Below are 26,517 nucleotides of genomic sequence, written 5' to 3'. Positions count from 1 at the left end.
AGTACCTCAGTAAATAGGTGGGCGGTGGACGCCGGTCGCAGTTACGGTGAATCACCGACATTGACCAGCGTGCCGCCCGGCGCGGGGCGCGTTCTGTTAACCGGTGACTTTCTTCGGGCGTCCCCGCCCTCGTTTCACCGGTGAATCTTGTTTTTTCGCGGGTGCCTTTTTCGCGGCTTTCGGCGCCGTTTTTTTGACGACGACCGGTTTCGGGTTCAGCTCACGAGAGAGGGTCTCAATGTCCTTTCTTACCCCGGCGTTGGTGTCGAGCTGTAAGGCGCGTTGCAGGTGCGCCAGCGCTTCAGGAAGCTGACCGGCATCACGCAGAGTCAGACCGGTGACCTTATGCAGTCGGGCGCGTACTTCGTCAGGCATATCGGCGGCATCGGTCAGCCCCATGACCTCGAGCAGTTGCGCAGCGTCGACCGGCTCACAGGCGATACGGGCGCGGAGAGCCGCGAGCGCGACCTCTTCGGCCAGCATGTAAGGCGCGGGGCGGGAATGGTTTTCCGGCATCGACAGGCCAAAACGCAGGGCATAGCGCGCAATCTCGACAGCGCCGGTGATATCTCCCGCATCCAGACGCCAGAGCATTACCGTCATCAGAATGTCATCCTGTGCGCCGGTGCCGCTTTCCAGTACGCCAGCGACCCACGGCAGGTACAGCGGGAGTAATTCGCGTTTTTTATCCGCTTTACGTTCTTTAGAACGAATTGCTGATAGCGTCCGGCGGTCTGCGGCCAGCTTGACGAGCATCTGCTCGTAAGGTGAGGCATGACGCAGCGGGGCGTTATCCCGCTGCGATGCCCTGATAGCCGAGACCCGCATCGCATGACGCTGTGCGGGGGTTGCCATCGGTTATGCCTCCGTGCCGTCAGTGGTGCTGGTTTTAGCCGGTGCGTCGCCTGTCAGAGACTGCATCGCTTTGACCATTGCCGCCGCGAAGACTTCCGCGCTCACAGGTTCAGTGGTGGCGGGTTCTTCCGGCTCGAGGATCTCGATATTTTCAATCAGGCAACCGGCCTCGTAGTCCTCGATAACGAAATCGACTTTGACCTGTTCGTAGTTTTCCACCTGGTCGAGTTTCGGATTTTCGACGATGTGGCGGCGGTGGCCGTCCTCGTACAGATAAATCGAAATGTTATCCAGCGTGGTAATGAAAACGCTGTTTGCCGGGAAGAACGGCGCGCGCACCGCCTGAAGCTGACCGATGGTTTTCTGGCTGATAATCAACTCACCGGCGAGCTGTTCGCTGTTCGCCTGGAATTTGTTAATCATCGGGAAGTATTTGTCGGTCAGGATACGGCGACCACAGATGACCACCATTTCCGGGTTCTCGCGGTGAATTTCCGCGACCAGTGACTCAAACGCATCCATAACCAGTGCGTCGAGGTTGGCGTAATGCCCACCTTTACCCACTTTGATGGTGTTCGAAATCACGGTGCCGTCAGCGTCGGTGACGCTGGACATCACACGCTCAGGCGCGTCGTTGCGGTATTTCTGCAACCAGCCGACAGCCACATCCTGAAGTAACGGGTTTTTGCTACGGTCAGACGTCGCCGCCCGACTCACGCCGTTAAAGCCGATGGTGATGTAATCCAGCGCCTGACGCTTGATGATGGCGTTGCGGATTCGGATCTGGAAATCCTGAAAACGCGCCCACAGGTCGAGCTTGCCGTACTTCAGGTGATAGTCGAAGTTCACCGGGTGGCAGAAATAGCGGTACGAATCGAGCTTGCCAAAATCAGCGGTCTTACGCTCGACGCCACCGTCGGTGTCAGCGGTGCTGGCAATGGAGCCGGTCACATCAATGCCGACTTTCTCTTCGGTCAGCTCGCCAACCGTCACCATGTTGATGAGTTTCAGGAAGCTGGACGACTGCTGGATTTTGTCAAACAGGGTCTGCGTCACCGACGGCTCGACGGTGAATTTTTTGTCGAGGTCGCTGGTCGCGATGCCGTTCAGCTCGGCGATACGGCTCAGGTACTGATTGAATTTAAAACGGGTCTCTTTACGCATGAGTTTTGTATTCCTTCGGGTTTATCAGGGGTTAGCAGTCGGTCAGCGTGGAGCCGGACGCATCACCGTCGCCACCGGCGCTTAACTTGCGGCGCGGCTGCGTTTTGTCTTCGGTGTGTTCCAGCGTGGTTTTGATGGTGCTGAATTGCTTCGAGGTGGCTGCGACCTGTTCGGTCATTGCCTTTTTGACGTCAGCAAGTTCGCTTTCAAGCTGGCTGAAACGTACCTCGGCGTTTTCGCCGCCGGTCTGCACCTGCTCGGCGATAGCGGTCACGGCTTCGTGCACGTCACCGAATCGTGCATCGTCGCTGGCCTGTTTACGGCTGAAGATGCTTTTCACGGTGTCGCTCAGGCGGGTGATGATGGTGTCGGGCTGGTCTTCAAATTCCAGCGCGGCGAAGGTCGCCACAGAGAACAGATCTCCAGGCTGGTCTTTCTTCCCGGCCAGTGGGTTTTGGTTGGCGCGGGAGCAGAATTGCAGGTATTCGGTGCCGAGGCTCCCCGGGTCATCGGTGACCGCCAGCCCGATGAGGCCGCATTTGCCGGTGTTGGCAAAGTTCGGGCGAATTTCCATCGAGGTATAAACCTTCTGGCCTCTATCCAGCAGCGCAAGCAGGTTGTCGAGCGGGGCAATTTTGCCGAACAGCGCCAGCTTACCGTTGAGCGCCGAATCGTCGTCGATCACTTCCGCTTTCAGCTCCACCACATCGCCATAACGGCAAAACGGGCTGTCAGGATTTACGCTGCGAATGTGCTCGAGGTTGATGCGACAGCCATAGACGCGCGGGTCAAAGCCGTCGGCCATTTCCTGAATATCAGTCGCACTGATGACGCGACCGTCGCAGGTATCACCCTCGACGCCGATGCGAAACCATTTCGAAACTTTGTTTTTAGCCATGAATCAGGTGTCCTGAGTTGGGTTATCGGGTCGGGTGTAGTTTCCCGACTCCCCCCCTCGCCAGCCACCGGTTACAGAAGTGCAACCCCTGACACAACAGGGGGTTAGCGATTCATCCCCCCTGAATCTTTAGCCTTGCCGTGTACTCATCACAGTGAGGTTTTATGACCACTACCAACGACACATCACTACTCAGCGACCCGCGCCGACAGGCCGCGCTTTTGTTCTGGCAGGGCTATTCCGTGCCACAAATCGCGGAGCAGTTGCAGGTCAAGCGCCCCACGGTGCAGAGCTGGAAGCAGCGCGACAAATGGGAAGAGACCGCCCCGCTAAACCGGGTCGAATTCACGCTCGAGGCGCGGCTGATTCAGCTCTATGCAAAGCCCGACCTGACGGCGCACGACTTCAAAGTCGCGGATTTTTTGGCGCGCCAGATGGAGCGACTCGCAAGGGTTAACCGCTACGGACAGACAGGCAACGAAGCGGATTTAAACCCGAACGTCGCCAACCGCAACAAGGGGGAAAAGAAGAAGCCGAAAAAGAACTTTTTCAGCGAAGAAGCCATCGAGAAACTCGAGGAAATTTTCCGCGACCAGTCTTTCGAGTATCAGCTCGAGTGGTGGCGCGCTGGGCTGGCGCACCGTATCAGGCACATCCTGAAATCTCGCCAGATTGGCGCGACATTCTACTTTGCTCGTGAAGCGCTATTACAGGCGCTGAAGACCGGCCACAACCAGATTTTCTTATCAGCCAGTAAGACACAGGCCTATGTGTTCCGAAAATACATCATCGCCTTTGCCCGACAGGCTGGCGTTGAGCTTACCGGCGACCCGATAGTGCTCGGCAACAATGGCGCGGAGCTGATGTTTCTCGGTACCAATGCCAACACGGCACAGAGTCACAACGGTGACCTGTATGTCGACGAAATTTTCTGGATACCGAATTTCCAGAAGCTGAAGCGCGTCGCCGGTGGCATGTCGTCACAGGAGCATTTGCGCACGACCTATTTTTCGACCCCATCATCGCTGGCGCACGGTGCCTATCCGTTCTGGTCGGGCGAACAGTTCAACAAGGGGCGTAACGATAAAAGCGAGCGCGTCGATATTGATATCAGTCACGCCGCACTCGCGAAGGGCGTCGCTTGCCCTGACGGCCAGTGGCGGCAGATTGTCACCATCGAGGATGCGCTCGCCAAAGGGTGCACCCTGTTTAACATCGATACGCTGAAGCGCGAGAACAGCGTCGAAGAGTTCCGCAACCTGTTTATGTGCGAGTTCGTCGACGACAAAGCGTCGGTATTCCCGTTCGAAGAGCTCCAGCGCTGTATGGTCGACAGTCTCGAAAAATGGGAGGACTACGCGCCATTTGCCGACCGGCCATTCGGTCACCGTCCTGTGTGGATTGGTTATGACCCTTCATTACGGGGCGACAGCGCCGGGTGCGTCGTCATCGCGCCGCCGGTCGTCGCCGGTGGCCGGTTCCGCATCCTTGAGCGTCACCAGTGGAAAGGGATGGACTTTGCCCAACAGGCCGAATCCATTCGCGAGCTCACGCAGAAATATACCGTCGAATACATCGGCATCGATGCGACCGGGCTCGGTCAGGGTGTCTTCCAGCTCGTGCGGTCTTTCTACCCGGCCGCGCGTGAAATCCGCTACACGCCGGAAATGAAAACCGCGATGGTGCTCAAAGCCAAAGACACCATTCGCCGCGGTTGCCTCGAGTACGACGTCAGCGCGACCGATATCACGCAGTCGTTTATGTCTATCCGCAAAACCATGACCAGCAGTGGTCGCAGCTCGACCTATGAGGCCAGCCGCACCGAGGAAGCCAGTCACGCCGACCTCGCGTGGGCAACCATGCACGTATTAATCAATGAGCCGCTGACCGCCGCGACCGGTGAGCAGTCATCCAGTATTATGGAGTGGAACTAATGAGCAAGAAACGCAACAAGCGCCAGCAGCCGCCGCGCACCCAAAACCACACCGCCGCACCGGCACAGAGCATGGAAGCATTCACCTTTGGTGAGCCGACACCGGTACTCGACCGCCGCGATATTCTCGATTATGTCGAGTGTATCGATAACGGCCAGTGGTACGAGCCGCCGGTGAGCTTTTCCGGGCTGGCGAAGAGCATGCGCGCCGCCGTGCATCACAGCTCGCCGATTTACGTGAAGCGTAATATTCTGGTGTCGACCTACATCCCACACCCGCTGTTATCCCGTCAGGACTTCACCCGGTTTGCGCTCGACTATCTGGTGTTTGGCAATGCGTTTATCGAAGAGCGTCGCGGCCTGACCGGCAAGCCGTTAAAACTGGAAACCTCACCGGCAAAATACACCCGCCGTGGCATCGAGGATGACGTTTACTGGTACATTCAGTCCTACACACAGCCGCACCAGTTTGCGCCCGGCTCCGTCTTCCACCTGCTCGAGCCCGATATTAATCAGGAGCTTTACGGGATGCCGGAATACCTGAGCGCACTCAATTCAGCCTGGCTGAATGAATCGGCGACCCTGTTCCGTCGCAAGTATTACCAGAACGGCGCGCATGCGGGTTACATCATGTATGTGACCGACGCCGCGCAAAGCAGCACCGACGTCGAGGCACTGCGAAAGGCGATGCGCGACTCGAAAGGACTCGGCAATTTTAAGAACCTGTTTTTTTACGCGCCGAATGGTAAAGCAGACGGGATTAAAATTGTGCCACTGAGCGAAGTCGCCACGAAGGATGATTTTTTTAATATCAAGAAAGTCAGCGCCGCTGACCTGCTCGACGCGCACCGCATCCCATTCCAGCTTATGGGCGGTAAGCCCGAGAACGTCGGCTCAGTGGGTGACGTTGAGAAGGTGGCAAAGGTCTTTGTGCGTAACGAGCTGACCCCGCTACAGGCGCGGTTTATGGAGTTGAACGAATGGGCGGGTGAAGAAATTATCCGCTTCGAAAAATATAGCCTCGGCGACGACGAGTAACCCCACCCACAGCCGCCCGACGTGGCGGCTTTACCCCCACCGCACACAACGCCCTCAGCGCCACGACACGCCGTCGCCGCTCCGCTTCGCCTCATTACTCACCCACGACCACAACAACGCCACAGGGACGCGCTCAGGCGCTGGAAAAATAAAATAAATACCCGCCTCAGCGCGCAATGCTATCCCCGCCACGCCTGCCCGCTTCATGGGTCGATTTTAATGCAATTGCATTTAATGGAAAAAGCCCACCAGGACTGGAGGGCTGTTCAATTATAGTTCGTAAAATACTCATGCAAATTCACGCGTTATGCTGCAAAAAAACAATCATTACTTTGCTTTCACAACTGGATGTGCGCGATCATGTCCACCGCCACGATGCTTAGAAAATATAACCTTTTCATTAGTAAAAGGTTTTTGACCATAAACACTGTCATAGTGGAAAAAAACCTGCGGAAGATGAGGCACACGGATAAATCCATACTTCATTCTAGTATCACCGATGACCCCAAAAACCCTTGTACTTACTGGGTAGCATAGTTCACCACATCGCATCACCAACTCATCTGCTGTTGGGCGTTTAGAAGGGTCCAATTTTAAACAGTCTTCTATAAGTTTAATTATTTCATTTGCCAATGGCGCATACTGTCTATTTGAAAATATAAAGTCAGGGTAAGGAACATGTGTACCAGAAAGTATATTTGGTATAGCCATATAACCAATACCAAAAGGGTATTTTCCAGTAAGAATCCTGAACATCATCGCACCCAATGCCCAAATATCTGTAGGTTTCGAAACCTTACCTTGACTCTGTATGATTTCCGGTGCCATATATGGTAAAGCCCCGATAGCCGTTTGCGAAGAACTAATTGAATCTTGGCCATTTCTTGCAGCCTCATCAATTTCATCTCCCGCCATCTTTGAGATACCGAAATCCGTAATTTTTATCTCAGTAGCATTGATACCACCGCCTACCATTATATTTGAAGGTTTGAGGTCCCGGTGTATAACGTCAACATGATGCGAAGCAGACAGAGCTTTAGCTAAATTATGAAATATTTTAGCAGTTAAATATGGATCAACGCTTGTATAAGTGTCTAAAATAGCCTTATCCAAATCAACTCCATCAATAAACTCCTCCGTTAGAAATTCTCTACCCTCATCATCAATGAAGTAATCTAAGGTTTTAGCCACATTAGGATGGTTAACCCTTGATGCTAGTATTGCACTTCTATGGAATCTTTTTTCAGCCGATTTATTTTTTGGAGTTTTGAGAGCCACATGCCTTGAAAGAATATTATCCATTGCCAAATAAACTTTTTGCATACCGCCTTCACCAATCTCCCTCAATATTGTATACCTGCTAACTTGAATACCTTGGGTCAGATTTATCATAACACAACCTCCGGATGGGAAAGATCAAATGTAATGAAGACCCGCTCTCTTCTTGGCCTAGAAGATGCACCCAAAATAATAACGCATGAATCAGGCAAAATATTATATTGCTTTGCAGTTATATTATTCACATACACCTCACCGCTTAAACTCGATATATAAAACTCTGAACCAGAATATTTAACCTCAATAGTTCCAACCCCTGAATTATTAAAAGCCGCAGATTTATTTGTTGAAGAAATGATGACGGGAGGAGTGTTATCAGATATTAGCAATGCTCTATGAGAGTTGTAGAGAACGAATTTTTTTAGAGTCTGACACACATCAACCATATCAGGTCTCTCACAAGGATTCGTATTTAAGCATTGGAAAAGCAATTCTTTTAGCTGAGTTGGTAACTGTATATTAGAATTATCAAAAGGGTTAGATAGTAATTTTTTTGGTAAAACACTCATTTCCTGTGGTAGTGGAGTCTTAGCCAAAAACATAGCCGTTACAGCAAAAGCATATGTGTCTATGGATTTCGTAAACGCTACTTGATGATGTAAAAATAATTCAGGTGCGGCATATATGGGGGTTCCTTTAAAACCTATTGTATTAGCTTCTTCAACATTTCTAGATAGTCCAAAGTCATAAATTTTCACTACTCCCTCAGAATCAATTTTCATGTTCCCAGGCTTGATATCCCTATGAATAATATCATGAAAATGTATCTCAGAAATACCCGAAGAAATTTGCCACAAAATTTTAATCAGATCCTCAGAATCTAATATTCGATCCTCTATTTCCAATAATGAAGGTCCGTTAACATACTCTTCGACTATAGCAATACCTTTACCTTGACAATTAATAACATCATAAAGCTCTACTACATGTTTCGATCTTAATTTCATCAATGCCGATAACTCATCCATCATTCGAGGAGAATCATCAGGATTACTTATGGATTTTATAGCGACAAATCTTTCGAGGTGAGTATCCAAACATTTGATCACGCAACCAAATCCTCCTGAAGCCTCTTCTTCAGTCCTCTTATATCTTGCAGGGAGAGTAAAATTAGTCATCTTTATCTCCTTTAGTGGAGTTTTTCTCAGAGAATGAAATATCTAACTGTGATATATTATCTAACTTATCATTATTGTTAGCTTCGATAATATTCCTTCCTTCATCACTTTTTATATTACTGTTTTTTTTCTTTGTACGGGGTTTTCTTTTCGATATATCTTTTTTATTGGTGATTTTATCACTGCATTCTAACTCAGTAACTTTTACATCACTAACATTTTTAATAGCAATAGCGTCAGATATATTTAAAGGTGCAGGTTGCACGCTAATTACTTTCATCTCACCAAAAGGATCCCATAAGTTAATTACATCCCCAGATGATATATCCAAAGAACTTAGGATATTCGAAATCTCAACAACCGCAATCGACGCATTATCAAAACCACCAAACCAACTAGCTAGATCTATAACTCTTTTAGCGAACACCCCCATATTATTGGAGTGAGCATATAATTTTCTTAAATTATTACTATCAATGGTATGAGCACCATCTGAAGTTAATGCAATCACCCCCCCAGGTAAGAGCCGAATATCGTGAAAATGTATCTCAAGAACACCATCAAGACCTATAAACTGTACTAACTCCCCTCCTAACCTAGAATCAATAGCACCTGAATCACTGCCAAGATGCTCATTATATTTCTTTGCCAATACAGCTAATGTATCATCCTCACTAATTTGTTTTATTTGTTCAGCATTAATGGAATATATACGACTATCGCCGACATTTATTGCTGTAATGTTATCAGAGTCATCTACAGCTAAGGCAGATAACGTAGCCCCACCGTTCCCATTATATACTTTCAAAACTGATTCATTTGCTTTTAAAACAGCAATTTCAAGACATTGTCTAATTGGCAAGCCTGAGTGTTTAATTATCTCGGTAAAAAAAGTTGATACGGTCAAGGAAGCAGCATTAGCCCCTCCTTCCATCCCCCCCATGCCATCGGCTAAAGCGATGACAATCATGTCCTTATTCTTACTAAAAGGACGAAATTTTAATACAGCTACCCGGTCTTGGTTCTCTTTCCTAACTAAACCTATGTCTGTAGCAATAGCTGCAGGTAGCATAGATACTCTTCGTACGGATGAAGAGATATTTTTTCTATGCAGCCAAGCGTGTATCTGTTCATGAAGGATCTCGTAAGAGTCTCGACTCACAGCGCCTCCTCAAGCAAGCATTTCTCCGAAGCTATAGATTACAAAACACTAACGGCGATTCCTAGCATTACCCACTCAATTTCATTAGAAAATTAATGTAGTACAGTTAGTTGAATATTATTGGGATGACGAATGCCAATCCTCTGATCACTCTGATTGCAACATCACAGCTCCCCGGTCTACGATTCACAGTATTCAGTGATACATGATCTCACCTCGAACTAAGTACATCGTTGATTTATTGGGAGTCCCGGCCACTCATCAGCAACCGGATATGTGAATTTTTTCTCGCCAAATGTCACCGTCGCACCTCGTGCTAGTACATCCAGCTCCCACCGTTCCGGCGTGATGCCATGCTGTGCGAGGTCAAACCGGATACGAGATATCTGGTCGCGCTGCGATTTGGTCAGACGCGCTGAAGGTGCTAATTCACCCGACTTCAACGGTGATCGGCTTCTTTGCTGCCTGTTTCGAGGTTTAGTCCCCGCCTTTAGCGCGCCCCTGAGAACCCTCACAGCCCCCGGATCATCCCAACCAATAACCCCTGCATCAATGAGATTTAGCACCGCTGCGGCTTGCTCAGACGGTGTGGGCGTCATATCCGTGTTGGCTCCGTTGGTAGGTAACCCACAGTTATTGACAGGACTCCGAGGCGCGGCGATGCCGCTTTTTAAAGTCAAAGGCTCAACGGCAACGGCCTTTGGAACGATTCGCCATTCTGATGTACGGGTGATCCGAATGTGACCAGCCCCAAGATGTGGGGCGTAAATACCGACCACTCTCTCGATATCCTCTTCATATTCGTTAACCTCATCAGTCGTGGTGCGCGCAACTCTGACGGTCTGGTCGCCTCGTTTAACATTCGCGCCACCCTGTGCGGCGATATAGAAATCAAACTCCCCCTCATCAGCAGCCGCGCGAGCCGCTTCGACACGCTCGTCAAAGTCGCTGGCAATGCTGACGCCGCGAGGCAGCTTTCGGAGCTCGCGATATGCGCCCATCGTCGGGATGCCAATCGGTTTAAACTGAGGGATGCGCCATGTTGACGCCCATGCGGTGACCGCTGAGGCGGTATCTTTCAGGGGTTTACCGGTGTCTTTATCGAGCTGGCCGTCGAGCGCATAACCATCGATATTTTTAGCGATATACTTCGCGATATAGCCAGCCGCACCGCCTTTGTTGAGGTGTTTAGCCTCGAAGCGATTACGCGCCGCTCCGCGCTCGTTACCGTCTTCCTTCATCGCATAGCCACGCATAATGTCGATAATCTGCTTACGCTGGCTGCGTTTGCAAAACAGCATCATATGCCAGTGAGGGGTGGCGTCGTGATGGGGCTCAACAACGCGCATCCCGTACACCTGCAAATCATTATCTTTGAATGCCGTGCGCATTTTGCTCCAGATGCCGCATAAATAGCGCTGACCATCTTTCGGCGTGTACGCCTCATCATTCCAGCCGTGATTAAGCTGAACGGTTTTATTCTCACCTTTCCCAACCTGACGGGTCGGGTGATATTTTGACGGCGTGGTGATGGTGATAAACATGCCAACGTCGCCGACTGATGCGGCGTAACGCTCAATACCGGCGATGGTATTCATCAGCTCCATACGACGAATTTCAGGGTTTGAAATACTCGCCATAACCTTGCTAATCAGGTCGATACGCTCGCCGGTCGCTTTATTCTCGAGCTCGCAGGATTTGAGGTATTCCAGATTAGCCAGGCGGCGCGCGTGAACGTCCCGAATTGCTGACTTGCTGGCATACGGAGAACGGTCTTTATTGACCTCACCGGCTGCAATCAGCAGGGACTCACGCCAGCGCATGCGCTGGGCTTTAAGCTGGCTGACCCACCACTCGTTATTCATCATGCGCGCGATGGCCGAGTAGGCCATACGGATGGTCATCTGACCTTTCTGGTATTTCTTCCAGTACATCGGGGTGATGTTAAGCGCGCGCACCGCACCAGCGAGCTGGCCGTAAAGATACGATTGAGCATCATCGGTAAACAGCGCCTCTTTGCTCCCGTATGCCTCGGTGTATTCATCGCTAAACTCTTCATACGCCATGAAAATCTGTGCAGATAATCGGGCGGCGAATTTCTTCAGCACTTTGTCATTCATGTCCGGCAGCGTTTCAAATTCATCGCGTTCGGATAAAAGCCGTATCGATTTACTGGTGTCCATCCCGTACACCTGATTAACACGCTCGAGGCGCGGCCAGAGCCGCTCTTCAAATGTTTTTTTCAGGTAAAACAGGCCATGTACCGGGCTTTTAGTCCGGCGTATGTAGTTATAACGCGAGGTGAAATGCGAGCGCAGAAAGAACGGCAGACGGTCAATCTTGAATAAAACCGCTTGCACCTGACGGAATTCGGCACGTGTAAGAGGTCTGTCGCGACCAATGGCCGCTTTTGGTTTATTCCATGGGAAAGCGCCGGTGAAGGGCTCACCGGCATTTTTGCGAAATGGTGGTGGAGGCGAAGGGGCTACACGCCCCCGGTTCTCAACGGCCATTGTTGCAGAAAGCCGCCTGACATTGTTCGGCCACGCGCTCAACCTGCACGGCCAGCGATTCAAATGCGGTTGCGTCGCCGGTCAGAATTGTATGATGCAGCAAACCAGAAACAAGCTGGCTTAATTTCGGATAATATCCGACAGTATCAAGATATTCTTTATCGGTGTTAATCCCGGTTTTTGCGATTTTCTTCTCGCGTAAAATAAATTGAAACTGGTCACTGGTGACGACATAGCGGTCGCCTATTTCAATACGAACACCCATTAGTTAGACTCCTGATAAGATGCTTCAACAATGTTGATAATTGTGTCGGTCAACTCTTTTACAAATTTCCCGGCATCAGGATTACCCACACCAAAAATGGTTGCCTGAGCCAATGAAATAATGCGCATTTTGTTAATAACTTCTTTTGTTGCTTCACGTCTGATTTGTTCATTACTTTTATTTGCTGACATTTAAACAAGCCCCGTTAATCATGACTGCATCGTTAGAAAGGGAGACCATCATCAAAACCGGATTCGCTACGCTCGGCACGACGTCGCCGCTGCTGTTCGCGCCAGACGTACTTGACGATTTTGTTGATATCACGCGCTGACAAAGAAACTGCTGTAGTACTGGCGGGCACAAAAGAAGGTTTAGAAGCAAGGTAAAACAGATAACCAACTTCGCCTGGTGCAAAAAACTCGTCTAAAACTGCTGAGATAATTTTGTTTATATCAACATTAAAAATAAATGCTTGCTTATGCTTTTTAATAAAGCGCCAGCAATCATACACCTCACAAGTATTGCTTTTATAAATAAGCTCTATTAATTCTTTCATTCCATTCTCCAGATAAAAGAAAGCCCCACGCAGTTAAGCGCGTTAAATTCACTCCCGGCTTAATTAATGCAAATACTGCTCAGGCTTTACCGATGTTAAAATCGTTGGTGCGTTTTCAAATAGCGCAATTAATTCACGCAGTGCGCGTAAGAGCTTCTCACGCCAATAACATGACGCCTCATCGGTGCGCCAGATGGGCTGATTAAATTCTTTTTCTGTTAACCCGGCATGCATGAATAGTGCGCGGCGCTGGCTGACGGTCATTCGCCCGACGAACGTTGAGGCACTCGCCCCCATCTGACGGGATTTAGAGAAGGTATTGCGCAGCTCGTCAATCGCGTTAATCAGACGTTCGCGATCGGCGTCGTTCATTTCCTCGAGGCGCATATTTGCGTGACGCTGTTTTAACTGAGCATGAAAGCAAATTGTCAGGCGCTCGCGCTCCATCATCTGGTTATAGAAATCGCAGGTATCTGACCAGCGAGGCGCGGCCAGATACTTTCCAATCAAGCCGCGAAGGGCAGCAGGTTGTTTGTCCACTATGGCAAAAGTCATAACCGTCATAACGATAACCCTCTTGATTTTATGAAGCGTTTAACCTTGGAAATAAATCCCGGCTTACCAGTGCGAATGATGATTCCCTTACGTCCTTTACCATGAGTAATTTTGAACGACATCGGGCGTGGGCTCTCGCTACTCAGTAACTGAGCAATGCAACGGGGTTCCTGCATAAATCCTCCTCAAACTAAGCCGGTTTTTAACCATGTCCGGCACATGGTCTTGTGGTAGGATTGAATCGCCAAAAACAAAACAACCACGAAGAGGTAAAAAGTGAACGGTCAAAATATTAATGAGTTAATTACCACTCTTGAAAAAGCAGTAAAATTAATTGAGTCTCTGCCAACCCCAATGGGAGATTCAGAGAAATCAAACCAAGTCGATAATTTGACTATTAAGCTGCGAGAGTTAGCGCATAAAAAAAAGCCAAGCCATCTAAAAGGTTTTTTCGAAATTAATTAACAATTATCTAATTCATATGGTGTGGCTTTTTCAGAACGGTGTGGCCGCACCATTACATTAAAAACGTCATCCCAATCATCTTTGCTTATAGCTCTAATTCCTAACTCTTTCGCCTTTTCTCTCATGCAAATTGACAGCGCGAGTCGATGGTCAACACTCAGACCAATAGCTCTTTCTTTCAGGCGGCTGTAGTCATCAGATAGAAGTTGCACCAAGTTAAGGCGAAGTATTTCAACAGAGCTATCAGCACAGCGAAAAACCAAATCATCACCATCAATAAAGACTGGTTCATTTTTTAGTTCTTCATTATTAACCCACTTGCGTTGATTACGTGGAACAACAAGACTATTTGACGGCGTTGCGTTGTTTAACTCGCCACGAAATAAAGCAACTTTTAATGCTTCCATCTTTCTCTCCACTTATTACCCCTTGAACTGTACATGATTATCCCCTAAGCAACCGCGCGACCATGAGCTGATTTGCTGTAGCTAATGCGGTTTTTCCAGTCATGCCACTCGGTCGGAGCATCCTGCACCAACTGCGCGGCGTACTTATCCCACTCACGACGGTTTACCCAAAGCTCAGCGTTACCGCCTGGCTTCAGCGGATCTGTCATGTAGAAAGCGGGTAACTTACCGGCCTTTGCCATTTCAGCAACCGCGCGCGGTGTTTTACCGATGTACAGAGCAAAACCTTCTTTTGAAAGCAAATCGGAAGGCTTATCAGCAATCTTCACGGTTTTGTGAATGGCTTTTTCCGGAACTGATAATTCCTGTCCGATCTCATCATCAATTTCTGATCTAGTATTCAATTTGATATCCTCGGCCTTGGAGTTGTTCAACTGGAGCCACTTAAAGTGACTTACAGCCTGTAACAACACATCACATGAAACACAAATTACGAGATAAGACAATCAATGTCAAATACAACGGAATTAACTCAAGCAGAAAAACTCGCTCTCATCAGAGAGTCTGAGAGGATGACTAGAAAGCAAATAGCTGAATTTACAGGCATTAACTACAACACTTATGCAGGATATGAGCAGGGTAAAGTAAAAATGTCTTTCGAGGCGGGTATGAAACTTTTCAAAACAGCAAGATTTCGAAAATATCGCGATTGGTTCATGTTTGATGAGACTGACCCTGAAGCCGGACAGATAGCTCCGGCGCTCGCACACTTTGGGCAAGATGTAACAACCTCGCAGCACTCAGACCAAAAGACTGGTTAACCATTCACCATGCGCATGTTTATTACAAAATTTGTTTACTTGTTAACAAACATGACAAGCAACGTAATCATAGGAGACTCAAACCGCAAAAAATAGCGTCAAAGGCACAAAAGAAGAATTTATACACCGCATGGAGAATCTTATGAGTATTAAGAAACTCGATGACGGTCGATATGAAGTGGACATAAGGCCGCAGGGTGCAGATGGAAAACGCATCCGGCGCAAATTTAACACAAAGGGCGAGGCGCAAGCCTTTGAACGCCATGTACTGGTTAATTTTCACAATAAAGAGTGGATTGAAAAACCAGCAGACCGAAGAAGAATTACCGAACTTTTAGAACGTTGGTGGATATATCACGGCAAGATGCACCCCCGCGGGGATATCGAAAGGGGTCGACTTACAACAATAGCCGCAAAGTTTGAGGAAATGGGTATAACCAGAGCTGATCAACTTACCAAAAAATCGATAACCGATTACCGGGTGTTGATGATGAATGAGGGGTTGAAACCTGCCAGTGTAAACCGACATATGGCAATGATGAGCGGCGTATTCACAAAACTGATTGATGCTGAGGAATACAATTGCCCTAATCCGTTCAGGGATATCAAGCGGTTGAAAGAGGCTTCTTTCGAAATGGCTTTTTTGTCAGGCGAGGAAATTGAAGCTCTGTTAGCCCGCCTTGATGGCGATGAGCGCAGCGCCGTTCTAGTTTGTTTGTCAACCGGCGGCAGGTGGGGTGAGGTTTCTGACTTAAAAGCCGAGCACATCATAAATCAGATGGTTACATTCATGAAAACCAAAAACGGGAAGCGCAGGACAATCCCCCTTTCGCTTGACCTAATAAAGCGAATCAAGAAGAAAAACTCAGGCAAGCTCTTTAACGCCAGTTACTACAAAGTACGTACCGCCTTAAAAGAGGTTAAACCCGATTTACCCGATGGACAGGCCGTACATGTTTTGAGGCACACATTTGCCACACATTTTATAATGAATGGAGGTAACATAATCACATTGCAGCGCATATTGGGTCATTCAAACATACAGCAAACTATGACCTACGCACATTTCGCGCCGGATTTCCTGCAAGATGCAGTGACACTAAATCCGGTGTCTGGAATGTCCATAATGCGTCCATAAACCAGAGCTACTTAGAGCGAATTAGAGCGATATGAGTAATTTAAATCACTGTAATACAACAGAAAACCCCGCTGCATCGGGGGCTACCAAGTCAGTTATTGGTCGCATTCACTCCTTTGAATCCTGTGGCACCGTAGACGGCCCGGGCATCCGCTTTATTACCTTCTTCCAGGGCTGCCTGATGCGCTGCCTGTATTGCCATAACCGTGATACGTGGGATACGCACGGTGGTAAAGAAGTCACAGTCGAAGAATTGATGAAAGAAGTGGTAACCTATCGCCACTTTATGAACGCCTCCGGTGGCGGCGTAACGGCATCCGGTGGTGAGGCTATCCTGCAGGCCGAATTCGTTCGTGACTGGTTCCGCGCCTGTAGAAAAGAAGGTATTCATACCTGTCTCGACACCAACGGTTTTGTCCGCCGCTACGATCCGGTGATTGATGAACTGCTGGAAGTCACCGATCTGGTGATGCTCGACCTCAAACAGATGAACGACGAAATTCACCAGAACCTGGTCGGTGTGTCTAACCATCGTACGCTGGAGTTCGCACGCTATCTGTCTAACAAAGACATCAAGGTGTGGATCCGCTACGTCGTCGTACCAGGCTGGTCTGACGATGACGACTCAGCACACCGTCTGGGCGAGTTTACCCGTGATATGGGCAACGTCGAAAAAATCGAATTACTGCCTTACCATGAGTTGGGTAAACACAAATGGGTGGCGATGGGCGAAGAATATAAGCTGGATGGCGTTAAGCCCCCGAAGAAAGAAACCATGGATCGCGTGAAAGGTATCCTGGAACAGTATGGTCATAAAGTGATGTATTGAGTTTACATCCTTGTAAAACGGCTGCCTGACATGGTGGCCGTTTTGTTATCTGCACTTACCTCTTCGGCAAACGGGTCACAACACAGGAAAGGACGTCATGCGGTTATTCATCTCAGGAGTGTTACTGTTGTCTGCTCAGGCCGCGAATGCCGCCAGCAACTGCGATATTAATGCCATCATCCAGCGCGCCTGGCCGGATGCCAGGACAACGTCGCAAGGCACCATCACTCAAGATAACCGGGTCATTACCACCCACAGTGATTCACCCAAAATCGCGATTTGCCGCATCTGGCCAGCGCACCCTGAGCTGACGCTGGCCGCTGTACCATTAATGACACAGCAGTATAGCGATTACGATAACGTCGGCGATATGGAGCTTCTGGTGCTCGATTCCACCACGCTCGACGTAAAACAACGATTACGCCTGCCAGAGAGAATGAGCGACGATGCCATTCGTATCACCGGCCTGGCACTTGATACCGCTCGCTGGAAGGTTACGCCTGAACAGACCGCATTCGGCTTGCGTATCTCCCGCACCGGCAGTTCTCGGGTAAATCCATTTAGTGAAACGGCACTTTCGCTGTATGTCATCGACAATAATCAGCTCCGGCCAATACTAAACGGTATCGTGCTGGAAAATAGCAGCGGAGAATGGGATGGCAACTGCGAGGGAACCTTCAGCGACAGTAAACGCAGCCTGGCGCTCGATGCCGGTACGCAGAATGGGTATGTTGATATTCGGGTAACCGAGAAAAGCGTGACATCCACGAGCTATGTTGATGCCAATGAGCAATGCGCAGCGAAAGATAAACCGGGTAAAGCCAACTGGTTACTGCGCTATGACGGTCACCAGTATACCATTCCCGACGAACTTGCCCCGCTGTCCTGAGCCGCCAGAAGGAGATAGCCTGGCTATCTCCTTCTTATTATCGCTCGTTTAACTCTTTCTTCTCGCCAGCAGCGGGAAAATTAAGCCCAATCCGACCAGTACAAACGGCGTCACAATGTTCAGCGTCAGCTGGAAAGTCCACTCCGGGGTAAAGGCTTCCATTTTTGGAAAAATCCCGGTGACGCAAGCAAATGCAGTGAAGGCAAAACACCATCCTCCGACGGTTAATGCCAGCGTTTTGTTGCGAATAAAGACATATTCTGACTTATATTTCTGCGCCAGCCGAATAACGGCAATAAATGCCACGAACACCCATAAATAACGCAATGGCATAACAACTGAGTTGAGATTCAGCAACCATTTATACAAATTATTCATGTCACCAATACCCAGCGTCGGCAACATAATCAGAATCGCGACTAATACTAACGTCAATATATAACCGTTCACCGGTGTACCGGACGCATTCGTACGGCACAAACGCGCAGGGATATATCGACTGTCCGCATCACCCAGCAGGACTTTAAGCGGCGCATCGATAGAAAAGACCAACGCAGCAATCTGCCCCAGCGTGTTGGCAACCGCATAAATGACCATCAGCGTGTTACCCATCCCGTAATACTCGCCCAGTTTCTGGAAAGCATAATATTGACCATTGGTCATTAAATCATCGGGAATATGCCGGGAGTCAAACATCATCCCCATTGCCAGCGAGCCGAGAATTGCACATACCGCCACCATAATCGCCAGAATCAACATCCCTTTCGGGAATTCTTTGCCTGGATTGCGGGTCTGGTTAACGTAAGGTGAAATTTTTTCCGCGCCACCCACCGCGAAGACCAGCATCGAAATCGTCGTGATATAGGTAAAATCAATATGCGGAATGAACGATTCCCAGGTGATGTTGGTGGTAGCGATCTCAACATCCGTAATTGCCGGCGCGGTTACCGCCATCACGACATACAGAATCGACATCACAAACATCGCAATTCCCGCCACGGAACCCACAATTTTCAGTGACTTCATCCCACGGGATGCAACCCACATGAAGAAGACAAACAGCGCCAGCGTCAGCCCCTGTAACGCCACGACGGTGTATTCTTTAATGAGTGACCCATCCCCCTTCAGCGCCCAGCCCAGGGCAATCAGGATAGCTTGCGGTTTCTGCGCCAGGTAAGGAATATGCACGACCCAGTAAGTCCATGCGGCAAGGTAAGCCAGCCCCGGACCCATGGTGTGTTTAATCCAGGTACTGACGCCACCTTTCCCCTCTTTAAACGTGGAGCCAAGCTGCCCGACGATCAGTGCGTAAGGGATAAAATAGAGCGCAAAAATAAAAATCCAGGAGGAGACAACGACTAATCCCTGATTAGCATAGTTGTTTACAACGTTGCCAAACCCCCAAACGGTAATAAACGACATCAAGGCGATGTTGTACCATCGCAACTGTTTTTCCTGTGCACCGGCCATACGCGATCCTTCGTGGGGTTATTTTAAATATCAATAAATGAGGCGAGGGATTATGCGCGGTAAAATGAACGGCCGGAAATGGCAGAATGTAAAACTATAACCTTCTGCACAGTTTATTTTTCAGTAAAGATGAGGGGGAATTAAATACGGTGGATTCTCACCAAACATACATAATTTATATGAATGGAAACCCACCGTAATCGTTAAATAGCCTCAGATATGTGCCACGGAATTGGGCTTGTGTCCTGTTTTACGCAGCAGCATCAGTAAATAAATAAACGACACGCTGGCGATCATGATAAACAACAGGCTATCTGAGAAGTTCTGCATCAGCATCGCGGTAAATGACGGCCCCAGCAGGCTCCCCACGGTATAGCTTAATAACAATGCCTGGTTCATGGCAACCAGTTGATGATGTTCCACTTTTTCGCAGGCCCAGGCCATTGCCACTGGATAGAGCGTAAAACCGGCCGCACCTAACATGAACAACGCCGGGGCCATTGCCGCCTGATTCAGCATCGCAATGCTACCGAGGATCACCACAAAGACCTGAACGCGTAAAACCAGCAGGCGACCTAATTTATCCGCCAGACGACCAATCGGCCATTGTCCCAGAATACCAGCGCTGACCATCACCGCCATCCAGAAACCAATGCTGGCGTTACTGGCCCCCTGATGATTAAGGTACAGCGGCATCAAGCCATACAACGAGCCCAGCACAATACCGGAGATAATGCAGCCATTCACGCCCAGTCGCGCCTGACGAAGTCTCAACATCGATGCTATCGGCGTCGAATGTTGTTCCTCGCTTTGCTGATTCATAATGCGGGTAAAGAGCAGTGGTAATACGCCTGCCAGAATCGTGCCAGTAACCCACGGCAAAACGCTCATGAGATCTGTCGAGACTTTACTGACTAACAGCTGCCCTAAAAACGTTCCCACGTAATAGACCATCATATAGGCAGCCAGTAAGCGTCCGCGGTTGCGAGAGGTCCCGCTGCACATCAGCGCGCTTTCCACCACCACCCAAATCATGGCACAGCCGACACCGGCGATAAAACGCCAGGTCATCCAGCTCCAGAATCCCACCATCACACCCAGCCCAATACACCCCACGGCGAAGATAAACGAGGCAATGTAATAGCTGCGGTTGAAGCCAAGATGTCTGATTAAATACCCGGTCAGCAACGTCCCCACCAGATTACCGGTGAAATAAGACGAACTGACCACACCCACCTGCCAGGTCGGGAGATTTTCATGGGCGAGCCAAAGCGGGACGAGCGTGTTTAACACGGCGATCGCCAGGGTCAGCAGCAGTAGCCCGCACAGCAATAGCATAACGGGTCGGGTATAGGTAGACATGAATAAAAACCGTGAGGAAGTTCAAATTTCATGCGCATCATGCCACTGCCAAAAACATTGTCAATCGGCGCAATCAGGGGCCTGAGGCGCTTTCATGACGATCGATTCGTATTACTGATTCTTAATATGAATGGATAAAAAAGAGGAAAACACATCTGTTTGTTTTAATTGATCTAAAACAAAATTATCGCGTTTCGTTCAGTCGAAATATTTCATGGATGTATCGCATTTTTTATTTGCCGAATGGCGCCGTTAGCTGCGCCATTCGGCATTCTTTAGGTCAGCTGGCAACCGCCATGCCCACGGTCATATGCAGACCGTAGAACACACCGCGCCCGATCAGTTCACCGACAAGCAGCAAAATAAACGCCACTGACAGTAACGGTACGGCCGGTTGGTAGCCTTTAACCTGCGGCACAACCCAGCAGCACAGCGCCAAAGCCAGTGCCGCAATACGCCACGCCATCAGCGAGCCGTAGTCCGGTACCAATGCAGATGCCTGCTGAACAGAACTGTGAATAGTCGCCAGTTCAGCGCCCTGCATCACCGCCATGATAGCACTCACCACCAGCGCAAATATGGAAATCGCCGGCAGCAGGCGCATTGCCCAGCCGTCTACTCCAGCCACGCGCAGCAGCAGATAGCCTAACAGCGGCCCACCCAAAAACAGCGTCAGGAAGAAGCCCAGCGGCGTCCAGAGGCTGTACCAGGTTGGGATCGTATCAATGGTGTTATACACCCGCACCATCATCCAGACGAAAACCACGCCCAGTACCATAGTGACGATTAGCCACAGAGTACGTAACGCAGACGGCATTTTTTTCAATGTCGCCATCAGCCAGCCGATACCGCCCACCGCGAAGAACAGCGAACCGCTGGCAATTTCGTTACTCAGTGCAGAGGCACCGATGCGGTTAAGGGAGTTAAAAGCACGCATCGGCGATCCCAGGTGCAGCATGGAGGCAATAAAGCCGATGCCCATTAACACCCACAGGCCCAACATACAGGCAACGACGCGCTGCTGTGCGTCGGGACGTAAGCCCCCTTTCATCAATGCCAGCGCCAGAACAATAAAGCCGCCAACCACGCACTGCCCGAAGACCGTGAAGATCATCAGCGGCCACTCATGCCATCCACTTCCCATCTTACACCTCCTTCGGATTAGCCAGATAACCCGTGGTATCCCCGGTCGGGCGGCTATTGGCATTAGGTTTGATTACAATACTGGGTTTGGTGAAATGTGCGCCCGGTAGTGGCGCAACCGCCGCCAGCTCACCGTGTTTTTTGCGCAGTTCATCAATCGGACCAAAATCCAGCGCGCGCAATGGACAAGATTCGACGCAAATCGGCTTTTTGCCCTCGGCCACACGGTCGTGGCAGCCATCACACTTGGTCATATGCCCTTTGGCCGCATTGTACTGTGGCGCGCCGTAAGGACAGGCCATATGGCAATAACGACAGCCAATGCACACATCCTCATCGACGACCACAAAACCGTCTTCACGCTTGTGCATCGCGCCACTCGGACACACCTTGGTACACGCTGGGTCTTCACAATGGTTACACGCAATGGACAGGTAATAGGCAAAGACGTTCTGGTGCCAAACGCCGTTGTCTTCTTGCCAGTCGCCACCGGCGTATTCGTAAATACGACGGAAGCTGACATCCGGGGTTAAATCTTTGTAGTCTTTGCAGGCCAGTTCGCAGGTTTTGCAACCGGTGCAACGGCTGGAATCAATAAAAAATCCATACTGGGTTGTCATCGGTTACTCCTTACACCTTTTCAACCTGAACAAGGTTCGTATGTGACGGGTTCCCCTTCGCGAGCGGAGAAGGACGCTGGGTCGTCAGCACGTTGATGCAGCCGCCCTGATCCACACGTTTCATATCCGGGTCATACCAGGCTCCCTCACCTAGCGCTACCACGCCCGGCATCATACGCGGCGTCACTTTTGCCTCGATATGCACCTCGCCACGCTCGTTAAAGATGCGTACCTTGTCGCCGTTGCTAATACCGCGTCGTTGCGCGTCCAGTGGGTTGATCCACATTTCCTGGCGGCAGGACGCTTTCAGTACATCCACGTTGCCATAGGTCGAGTGAACGCGAGATTTGTAGTGGAAGCCCGTCAACTGCAGCGGGAATTTATCCGCCAGCGGATCGCTTAAACTTTCAAAGCCCGGGGCGTAAACTGGCAATGGGTCGATCACATCGTCTTCAGGCAATTCCCATGTAGCCGCAATGTCTGCCAGCGCCTGAGAATAAATTTCAATTTTGCCCGATGGCGTTGTGAGCGGGTTGGCTTGAGGATCCTCACGGAACGCTTTGTACGCCACATGATGTCCTTCTGGATCGCGCTGTTTAAAGATCCCCTGCTTGCGGAACTCTTCAAACGTAGGCAGTTCAGGTATCGCTTTGCGCGACTGTTCATACAAATGACGCATCCACTCTTCCTGAGTACGGCCTTCCGTAAACTGCTGCTCAACGCCAAGGCGCTTCGCCAGTTCGCTGGTCATTTGATAGATGGTCTTGCATTCAAAGCGCGGTTTGATGGCCTGATCGGTGAAAATCACATACGACATATTCCCGCAGGAGGCATCCAGCGCGAAGTCCATTTGTTCAGACGCTGTGCAGTCTGGCAGCAAAATATCCGCGTATTTCGCCGAGGACGTCATGTGGCAATCAATGACGACAATCATCTCGCACTTCTTATCATCCTGCAGGATTTCATGCGTGCGGTTGATATCAGAGTGCTGGTTAATCAGACAGTTACCAGCATAGTTCCAGATCATCTTAATGGGCACATCAAGCTTATCTTTACCGCGAACACCGTCACGCAGTGCCGTCATTTCCGGACCGCGCTCAATGGCGTCCGTCCACATAAACATCGAGATACTGGTTTCAACCGGGTTTTCCAGCGTCGGCATACGTTCAAACGGCAGATCGTAAGAGCCTTCACGCGCACCGCTGTTGCCACCATTAATACCGACGTTACCGGTCAGGATAGCCAGCATAGAAATAGCACGGGTGGCAATTTCACCGTTGGCGTGACGCTGTGGTCCCCAACCCTGACTGATGTAGGCAGGTTTGGCGCTGCCAATTTCACGTGCCAGCTTAACAATGCGTTCCACAGGAATACCGGTTATCTGCGCGGCCCATTCCGGGGTCTTCGCGATACCGTCTTTACCCTGACCTAAAATGTAAGCCTTATAATGGCCATTCTTTGGTGCGCTCGCCGGGAGAGTTTTCTCGTCATACCCCACGCAGTATTTATCGAGGAACGGTTGATCAACCATATTTTCGGTAATCAACACGTACGCCAGGCCATTGACCAGTGCCGCATCGGTGCCCGGACGAATCGGGATCCATTCATCTTCACGACCCGCACCGGTGTCCGTGTAGCGCGGATCGATAATAATCATTCGCGCATTGGATTTCTGCCGTGCCTGTTCAAGGTAATACGTCACCCCGCCACCACTCATGCGGGTTTCACCAGGGTTATTACCAAACAGAACAACCAGTTTACTGTTTTCGATATCAGACGGACTGTTACCGTCCGCCCAGCCGCCGTAGGTATAGTTCAAACCAGCCGCGATTTGTGCAGAAGAGTAATCCCCGTAGTGGTTCAGATAACCACCACAGCAGTTCATCAGACGAGCGACCAGCGTTTTACCCGGTGGCCATGAGCGTGTCATGGTTCCACCCAGCGTACCGGTGCCGTAGTTCAGGTAGATAGACTCGTTGCCGTAGTCTTTGATCAGGCGCTGCATGTTGGTGGCGATGATGTCATAGGCCTCATCCCAACTGATGCGCTCAAACTTACCTTCACCGCGCTTACCCACGCGCTTCATTGGGTATTTCAGCCGATCCGGATTATAGACACGACGGCGCATAGAGCGGCCGCGCAGGCAGGCTCTAACCTGGTGCAGGCCGTCATAATTGTCATCGCCGGTGTTGTCGGTTTCAACATATTTGATTTCACCGTCCACCACGTGCATACGCAGCGGACAGCGGCTACCGCAGTTCACCGTACAGGCGCTCCAGATCACTTTCTCATTGATCTGCGCCGGATTAATGGCTTCTGCAGCATTGGCAATACGGGTAAATGGCAGGGTAAACGCGCTGCTGGCCATCGCCAGCCCGCCTATCGCCGTCGTTTTGACCAAACCGCGACGACTCACCTCAGCTGCCAGCACGGCATCGGGGATCTTAGTTTTCATAGTGGCTCACTCTGCTGCTCACAATAAATAAACAAACGCTGTATAGATACTTATATATCGATATTATCGTTATACAGACTGATAAATAGTGAATTTGCGTAAAGACAGAGATAAATACTGACTTTCATTCGAAGGTAGTATTACCACTAATGGGGTAAGGGTTATTGTTCGACGTCAAGCAGGCATAAAAAAAGCGCCCGCAGGCGCTTTTTTAGCAGGGAAAGCTAACTTATCCGATGTATTCCAGGCCATTCATATACGGACGGAGTACTTCCGGAACCTGAATGCGGCCATCGGCCTGCTGGTAGTTTTCCATTACGGCAACCAGCGTACGACCAACCGCCAGACCAGAGCCGTTCAGCGTATGCACCAAACGAGTCTTCTTGTCGGACTTGCTGCGGCAACGTGCCTGCATGCGACGCGCCTGGAAATCCCACACGTTGGAGCAGGAAGAGATTTCACGGTAGGTATTTTGCGCCGGGATCCACACTTCCAGATCGTAGGTCTTGCATGCGCCGAAGCCCATGTCACCGGTACACAGAATGATCTTACGGTACGGCAGACCCAGTAACTGAAGGACTTTCTCGGCATGACCGGTCATTTCTTCCAGCGCATCCATCGAATCTTCAGGACGAACGATCTGCACCATCTCAACTTTATCGAACTGGTGCATACGGATCAGACCACGGGTGTCACGACCATAAGAGCCCGCTTCTGAACGGAAGCATGGGGTATGCGCAGTCATTTTGATTGGCAGCGCATCTTCGTCAATGATCTCATCGCGCACCAGGTTGGTCAGCGGAACTTCTGCCGTTGGGATCAGCGCATAGTTGCTGCTGTCGGCTTCTTCGTCCAGCGGACGGGTATGGAACAGATCGCCGGCAAATTTCGGCAACTGACCCGTACCGTACAGCGTGTCATGGTTAACCAGATACGGAACGTAGTTTTCACTGTAGCCATGCTGTTCAGTATGCAGATCCAGCATGAACTGGGACAGCGCACGGTGCATACGCGCAATCTGCCCTTTCATGACCACGAAACGCGAGCCGGTCAGCTTAACAGCGGCGGCAAAATCGAGCCCCGCGTGCATTTCGCCCAACGTAACGTGATCGCGAACGTCAAAATCAAACTCACGCGGCGTGCCCCAGCGGCTGACTTCGATGTTGTCATTTTCATCTTTACCGACCGGGACTTCGTCCGCTGGCAGGTTAGGAATGGTCAGCGCAATATCGCGAATCTCAGCCTGCAAGGTATCAAGTTCAGCTTTCGCGGCATCCAGCTCTTCGCCCAGTTTGTTCACTTCCAGACGTAAAGACTCGATATCTTCCCCGCGCGCTTTTGCCTGGCCAATGGATTTCGATCGAGAGTTACGCTCTGCCTGCAGATTTTCAGTTTGTACCTGCAGAACTTTACGACGCTCTTCAAGAGCGCGCAGCTTATCTACGTCCAGCTTAAAGCCCCGGCTTGCCAGTTTTTCAGCGACTGCGTCTGGCTCATTACGCAGCAGATTGGGATCGAGCATG

The 26,517-nt window shown here is 50.0% G+C and carries 26 protein-coding genes; 7 read left to right on the top strand and 19 right to left on the bottom strand.

Translation table 11 applies throughout. From position 1 onward, the window contains the following. Positions 1–96: 96 nt before the first annotated feature. From FDW98_RS18790 to FDW98_RS18780, 3 genes are read right to left on the bottom strand one after another with little or no spacing between them, the layout of a single operon-like run. Positions 97–855: a terminase endonuclease subunit gene (locus FDW98_RS18790; protein ID WP_137398915.1), complete on the bottom strand. Its 759-nt coding sequence runs from the start codon at positions 853–855 to the stop codon at positions 97–99. Positions 856–858: 3 nt separating this feature from the next. Further along, on the bottom strand, positions 859–2,019 hold the full coding sequence (locus FDW98_RS18785) for a phage major capsid protein, P2 family (RefSeq protein ID WP_137398914.1): 1,161 nt from the start codon (positions 2,017–2,019) through the stop codon (positions 859–861). Between the two features lie 31 nt (positions 2,020–2,050). Further along, a complete protein-coding gene (locus tag FDW98_RS18780) occupies positions 2,051–2,917 on the bottom strand; it encodes a GPO family capsid scaffolding protein (RefSeq protein WP_137398913.1) in 867 nt (288 codons plus the stop codon). A gap of 164 nt (positions 2,918–3,081) precedes the next feature. Between FDW98_RS18780 and FDW98_RS18775 the strand changes: the two genes are divergently transcribed. Both FDW98_RS18775 and FDW98_RS18770 read left to right on the top strand, forming a co-directional pair. Next, positions 3,082–4,851: a terminase ATPase subunit family protein gene (locus FDW98_RS18775; RefSeq protein ID WP_137398912.1), complete on the top strand. Its 1,770-nt coding sequence runs from the start codon at positions 3,082–3,084 to the stop codon at positions 4,849–4,851. After that, positions 4,851–5,888 (top strand): phage portal protein, encoded by a 1,038-nt coding sequence (locus FDW98_RS18770; protein ID WP_080201292.1) that lies wholly within the window; start codon positions 4,851–4,853, stop codon positions 5,886–5,888. The genes FDW98_RS18775 and FDW98_RS18770 overlap by 1 nt, the downstream gene beginning before the upstream one ends. 327 nt (positions 5,889–6,215) lie before the next feature. Here the strand turns inward: FDW98_RS18770 and FDW98_RS18765 are convergent, their stop codons facing one another. The 8 genes from FDW98_RS18765 to FDW98_RS18730 all read right to left on the bottom strand — a co-directional run bounded on the left by FDW98_RS18765 (position 6,216) and on the right by FDW98_RS18730 (position 13,404). Beyond that, the gene (locus tag FDW98_RS18765) at positions 6,216–7,280 is read right to left on the bottom strand and encodes a serine/threonine-protein kinase (protein WP_137398911.1); all 1,065 of its coding nucleotides are present in this window, start codon (positions 7,278–7,280) and stop codon (positions 6,216–6,218) included. Continuing rightward, positions 7,277–8,344 carry a serine/threonine-protein kinase gene (locus FDW98_RS18760; RefSeq protein WP_137398910.1) on the bottom strand — a complete coding sequence of 356 codons (1,068 nt, stop codon included), beginning with the start codon at positions 8,342–8,344 and terminating at the stop codon, positions 7,277–7,279. The genes FDW98_RS18765 and FDW98_RS18760 overlap by 4 nt, the downstream gene beginning before the upstream one ends. Further along, positions 8,337–9,506 carry a PP2C family serine/threonine-protein phosphatase gene (locus tag FDW98_RS18755; protein ID WP_137398909.1) on the bottom strand — a complete coding sequence of 390 codons (1,170 nt, stop codon included), beginning with the start codon at positions 9,504–9,506 and terminating at the stop codon, positions 8,337–8,339. Before FDW98_RS18755 ends, FDW98_RS18760 begins: the two co-directional genes overlap by 8 nt. Positions 9,507–9,727: 221 nt before the next feature. Beyond that, positions 9,728–12,019: a replication endonuclease gene (locus FDW98_RS18750; RefSeq protein WP_137398908.1), complete on the bottom strand. Its 2,292-nt coding sequence runs from the start codon at positions 12,017–12,019 to the stop codon at positions 9,728–9,730. Then, on the bottom strand, positions 12,009–12,284 hold the full coding sequence (locus tag FDW98_RS18745; RefSeq protein ID WP_137398907.1) for a DUF5405 family protein: 276 nt from the start codon (positions 12,282–12,284) through the stop codon (positions 12,009–12,011). The genes FDW98_RS18750 and FDW98_RS18745 overlap by 11 nt, the downstream gene beginning before the upstream one ends. After that, on the bottom strand, positions 12,284–12,475 hold the full coding sequence (locus FDW98_RS18740) for a hypothetical protein (protein WP_137398906.1): 192 nt from the start codon (positions 12,473–12,475) through the stop codon (positions 12,284–12,286). The genes FDW98_RS18745 and FDW98_RS18740 overlap by 1 nt, the downstream gene beginning before the upstream one ends. A gap of 32 nt (positions 12,476–12,507) precedes the next feature. After that, entirely contained in the window at positions 12,508–12,840 is a 333-nt protein-coding gene (locus FDW98_RS18735) for a hypothetical protein (RefSeq protein WP_137398905.1), read from the bottom strand. Positions 12,841–12,903: 63 nt separating this feature from the next. Beyond that, positions 12,904–13,404: a hypothetical protein gene (locus FDW98_RS18730; protein WP_046493317.1), complete on the bottom strand. Its 501-nt coding sequence runs from the start codon at positions 13,402–13,404 to the stop codon at positions 12,904–12,906. Between the two features lie 267 nt (positions 13,405–13,671). Between FDW98_RS18730 and FDW98_RS18725 the strand changes: the two genes are divergently transcribed. Then, positions 13,672–13,860, top strand: a complete 189-nt coding sequence (locus tag FDW98_RS18725) for a hypothetical protein (protein WP_137398904.1) — start codon at positions 13,672–13,674, stop codon at positions 13,858–13,860. On the opposite strand, the gene FDW98_RS18720 is transcribed toward FDW98_RS18725, so the two are convergent. Both FDW98_RS18720 and FDW98_RS18715 read right to left on the bottom strand, forming a co-directional pair. After that, positions 13,857–14,267: a hypothetical protein gene (locus FDW98_RS18720; RefSeq protein WP_137398903.1), complete on the bottom strand. Its 411-nt coding sequence runs from the start codon at positions 14,265–14,267 to the stop codon at positions 13,857–13,859. The two genes, FDW98_RS18725 and FDW98_RS18720, sit on opposite strands and share 4 nt — an antisense overlap. A 44-nt stretch (positions 14,268–14,311) precedes the next feature. Then, the gene (locus tag FDW98_RS18715; RefSeq protein ID WP_305764146.1) at positions 14,312–14,641 is read right to left on the bottom strand and encodes a Cox family DNA-binding protein; all 330 of its coding nucleotides are present in this window, start codon (positions 14,639–14,641) and stop codon (positions 14,312–14,314) included. 135 nt (positions 14,642–14,776) lie between these two features. On the opposite strand from FDW98_RS18715, the gene FDW98_RS18710 reads away from it, so the two are divergent. From FDW98_RS18710 to FDW98_RS18695, 4 genes are all read left to right on the top strand, one after another. Then, a complete protein-coding gene (locus FDW98_RS18710; RefSeq protein WP_137398901.1) occupies positions 14,777–15,088 on the top strand; it encodes a helix-turn-helix transcriptional regulator in 312 nt (103 codons plus the stop codon). 142 nt (positions 15,089–15,230) lie between these two features. Continuing rightward, positions 15,231–16,226 carry a tyrosine-type recombinase/integrase gene (locus tag FDW98_RS18705; RefSeq protein WP_137398900.1) on the top strand — a complete coding sequence of 332 codons (996 nt, stop codon included), beginning with the start codon at positions 15,231–15,233 and terminating at the stop codon, positions 16,224–16,226. Between the two features lie 31 nt (positions 16,227–16,257). Continuing rightward, positions 16,258–17,055, top strand: coding sequence for a pyruvate formate lyase 1-activating protein (gene pflA / locus FDW98_RS18700; RefSeq protein ID WP_137398899.1), 798 nt, complete (start codon positions 16,258–16,260; stop codon positions 17,053–17,055). Between the two features lie 97 nt (positions 17,056–17,152). Then, on the top strand, positions 17,153–17,944 hold the full coding sequence (locus tag FDW98_RS18695) for a hypothetical protein (protein ID WP_170975223.1): 792 nt from the start codon (positions 17,153–17,155) through the stop codon (positions 17,942–17,944). 48 nt (positions 17,945–17,992) lie between these two features. Here FDW98_RS18695 and FDW98_RS18690 read toward each other — a convergent pair whose 3' ends face one another. From FDW98_RS18690 to serS, 6 genes are all read right to left on the bottom strand, one after another. Further along, positions 17,993–19,414, bottom strand: a complete 1,422-nt coding sequence (locus FDW98_RS18690) for an APC family permease (RefSeq protein ID WP_096757687.1) — start codon at positions 19,412–19,414, stop codon at positions 17,993–17,995. Positions 19,415–19,627: 213 nt separating this feature from the next. Continuing rightward, a complete protein-coding gene (locus FDW98_RS18685) occupies positions 19,628–20,776 on the bottom strand; it encodes an MFS transporter (RefSeq protein ID WP_096757688.1) in 1,149 nt (382 codons plus the stop codon). A 280-nt stretch (positions 20,777–21,056) separates the two neighbouring features. Then, on the bottom strand, positions 21,057–21,920 hold the full coding sequence (locus tag FDW98_RS18680) for a dimethyl sulfoxide reductase anchor subunit family protein (protein WP_096757689.1): 864 nt from the start codon (positions 21,918–21,920) through the stop codon (positions 21,057–21,059). Position 21,921: 1 nt separating this feature from the next. Next, entirely contained in the window at positions 21,922–22,539 is a 618-nt protein-coding gene (gene dmsB, locus FDW98_RS18675; protein WP_096757690.1) for a dimethylsulfoxide reductase iron-sulfur subunit DmsB, read from the bottom strand. Between the two features lie 10 nt (positions 22,540–22,549). Next, positions 22,550–24,994 (bottom strand): dimethylsulfoxide reductase subunit A, encoded by a 2,445-nt coding sequence (gene dmsA, locus FDW98_RS18670; RefSeq protein WP_096757691.1) that lies wholly within the window; start codon positions 24,992–24,994, stop codon positions 22,550–22,552. A gap of 229 nt (positions 24,995–25,223) precedes the next feature. Continuing rightward, positions 25,224–26,516, bottom strand: coding sequence for a serine--tRNA ligase (serS, locus tag FDW98_RS18665; RefSeq protein ID WP_096757692.1), 1,293 nt, complete (start codon positions 26,514–26,516; stop codon positions 25,224–25,226). Position 26,517: the final 1 nt, after the last annotated feature.

Origin of the sequence: Citrobacter sp. wls711, assembly GCF_005281055.1 — a bacterium.
GTDB lineage: Bacteria > Pseudomonadota > Gammaproteobacteria > Enterobacterales > Enterobacteriaceae > Citrobacter > Citrobacter gillenii.
The sequence above is the reverse complement of the archived record's forward strand: the minus strand, read 5'-3'. Positions and strand labels throughout refer to the sequence as shown.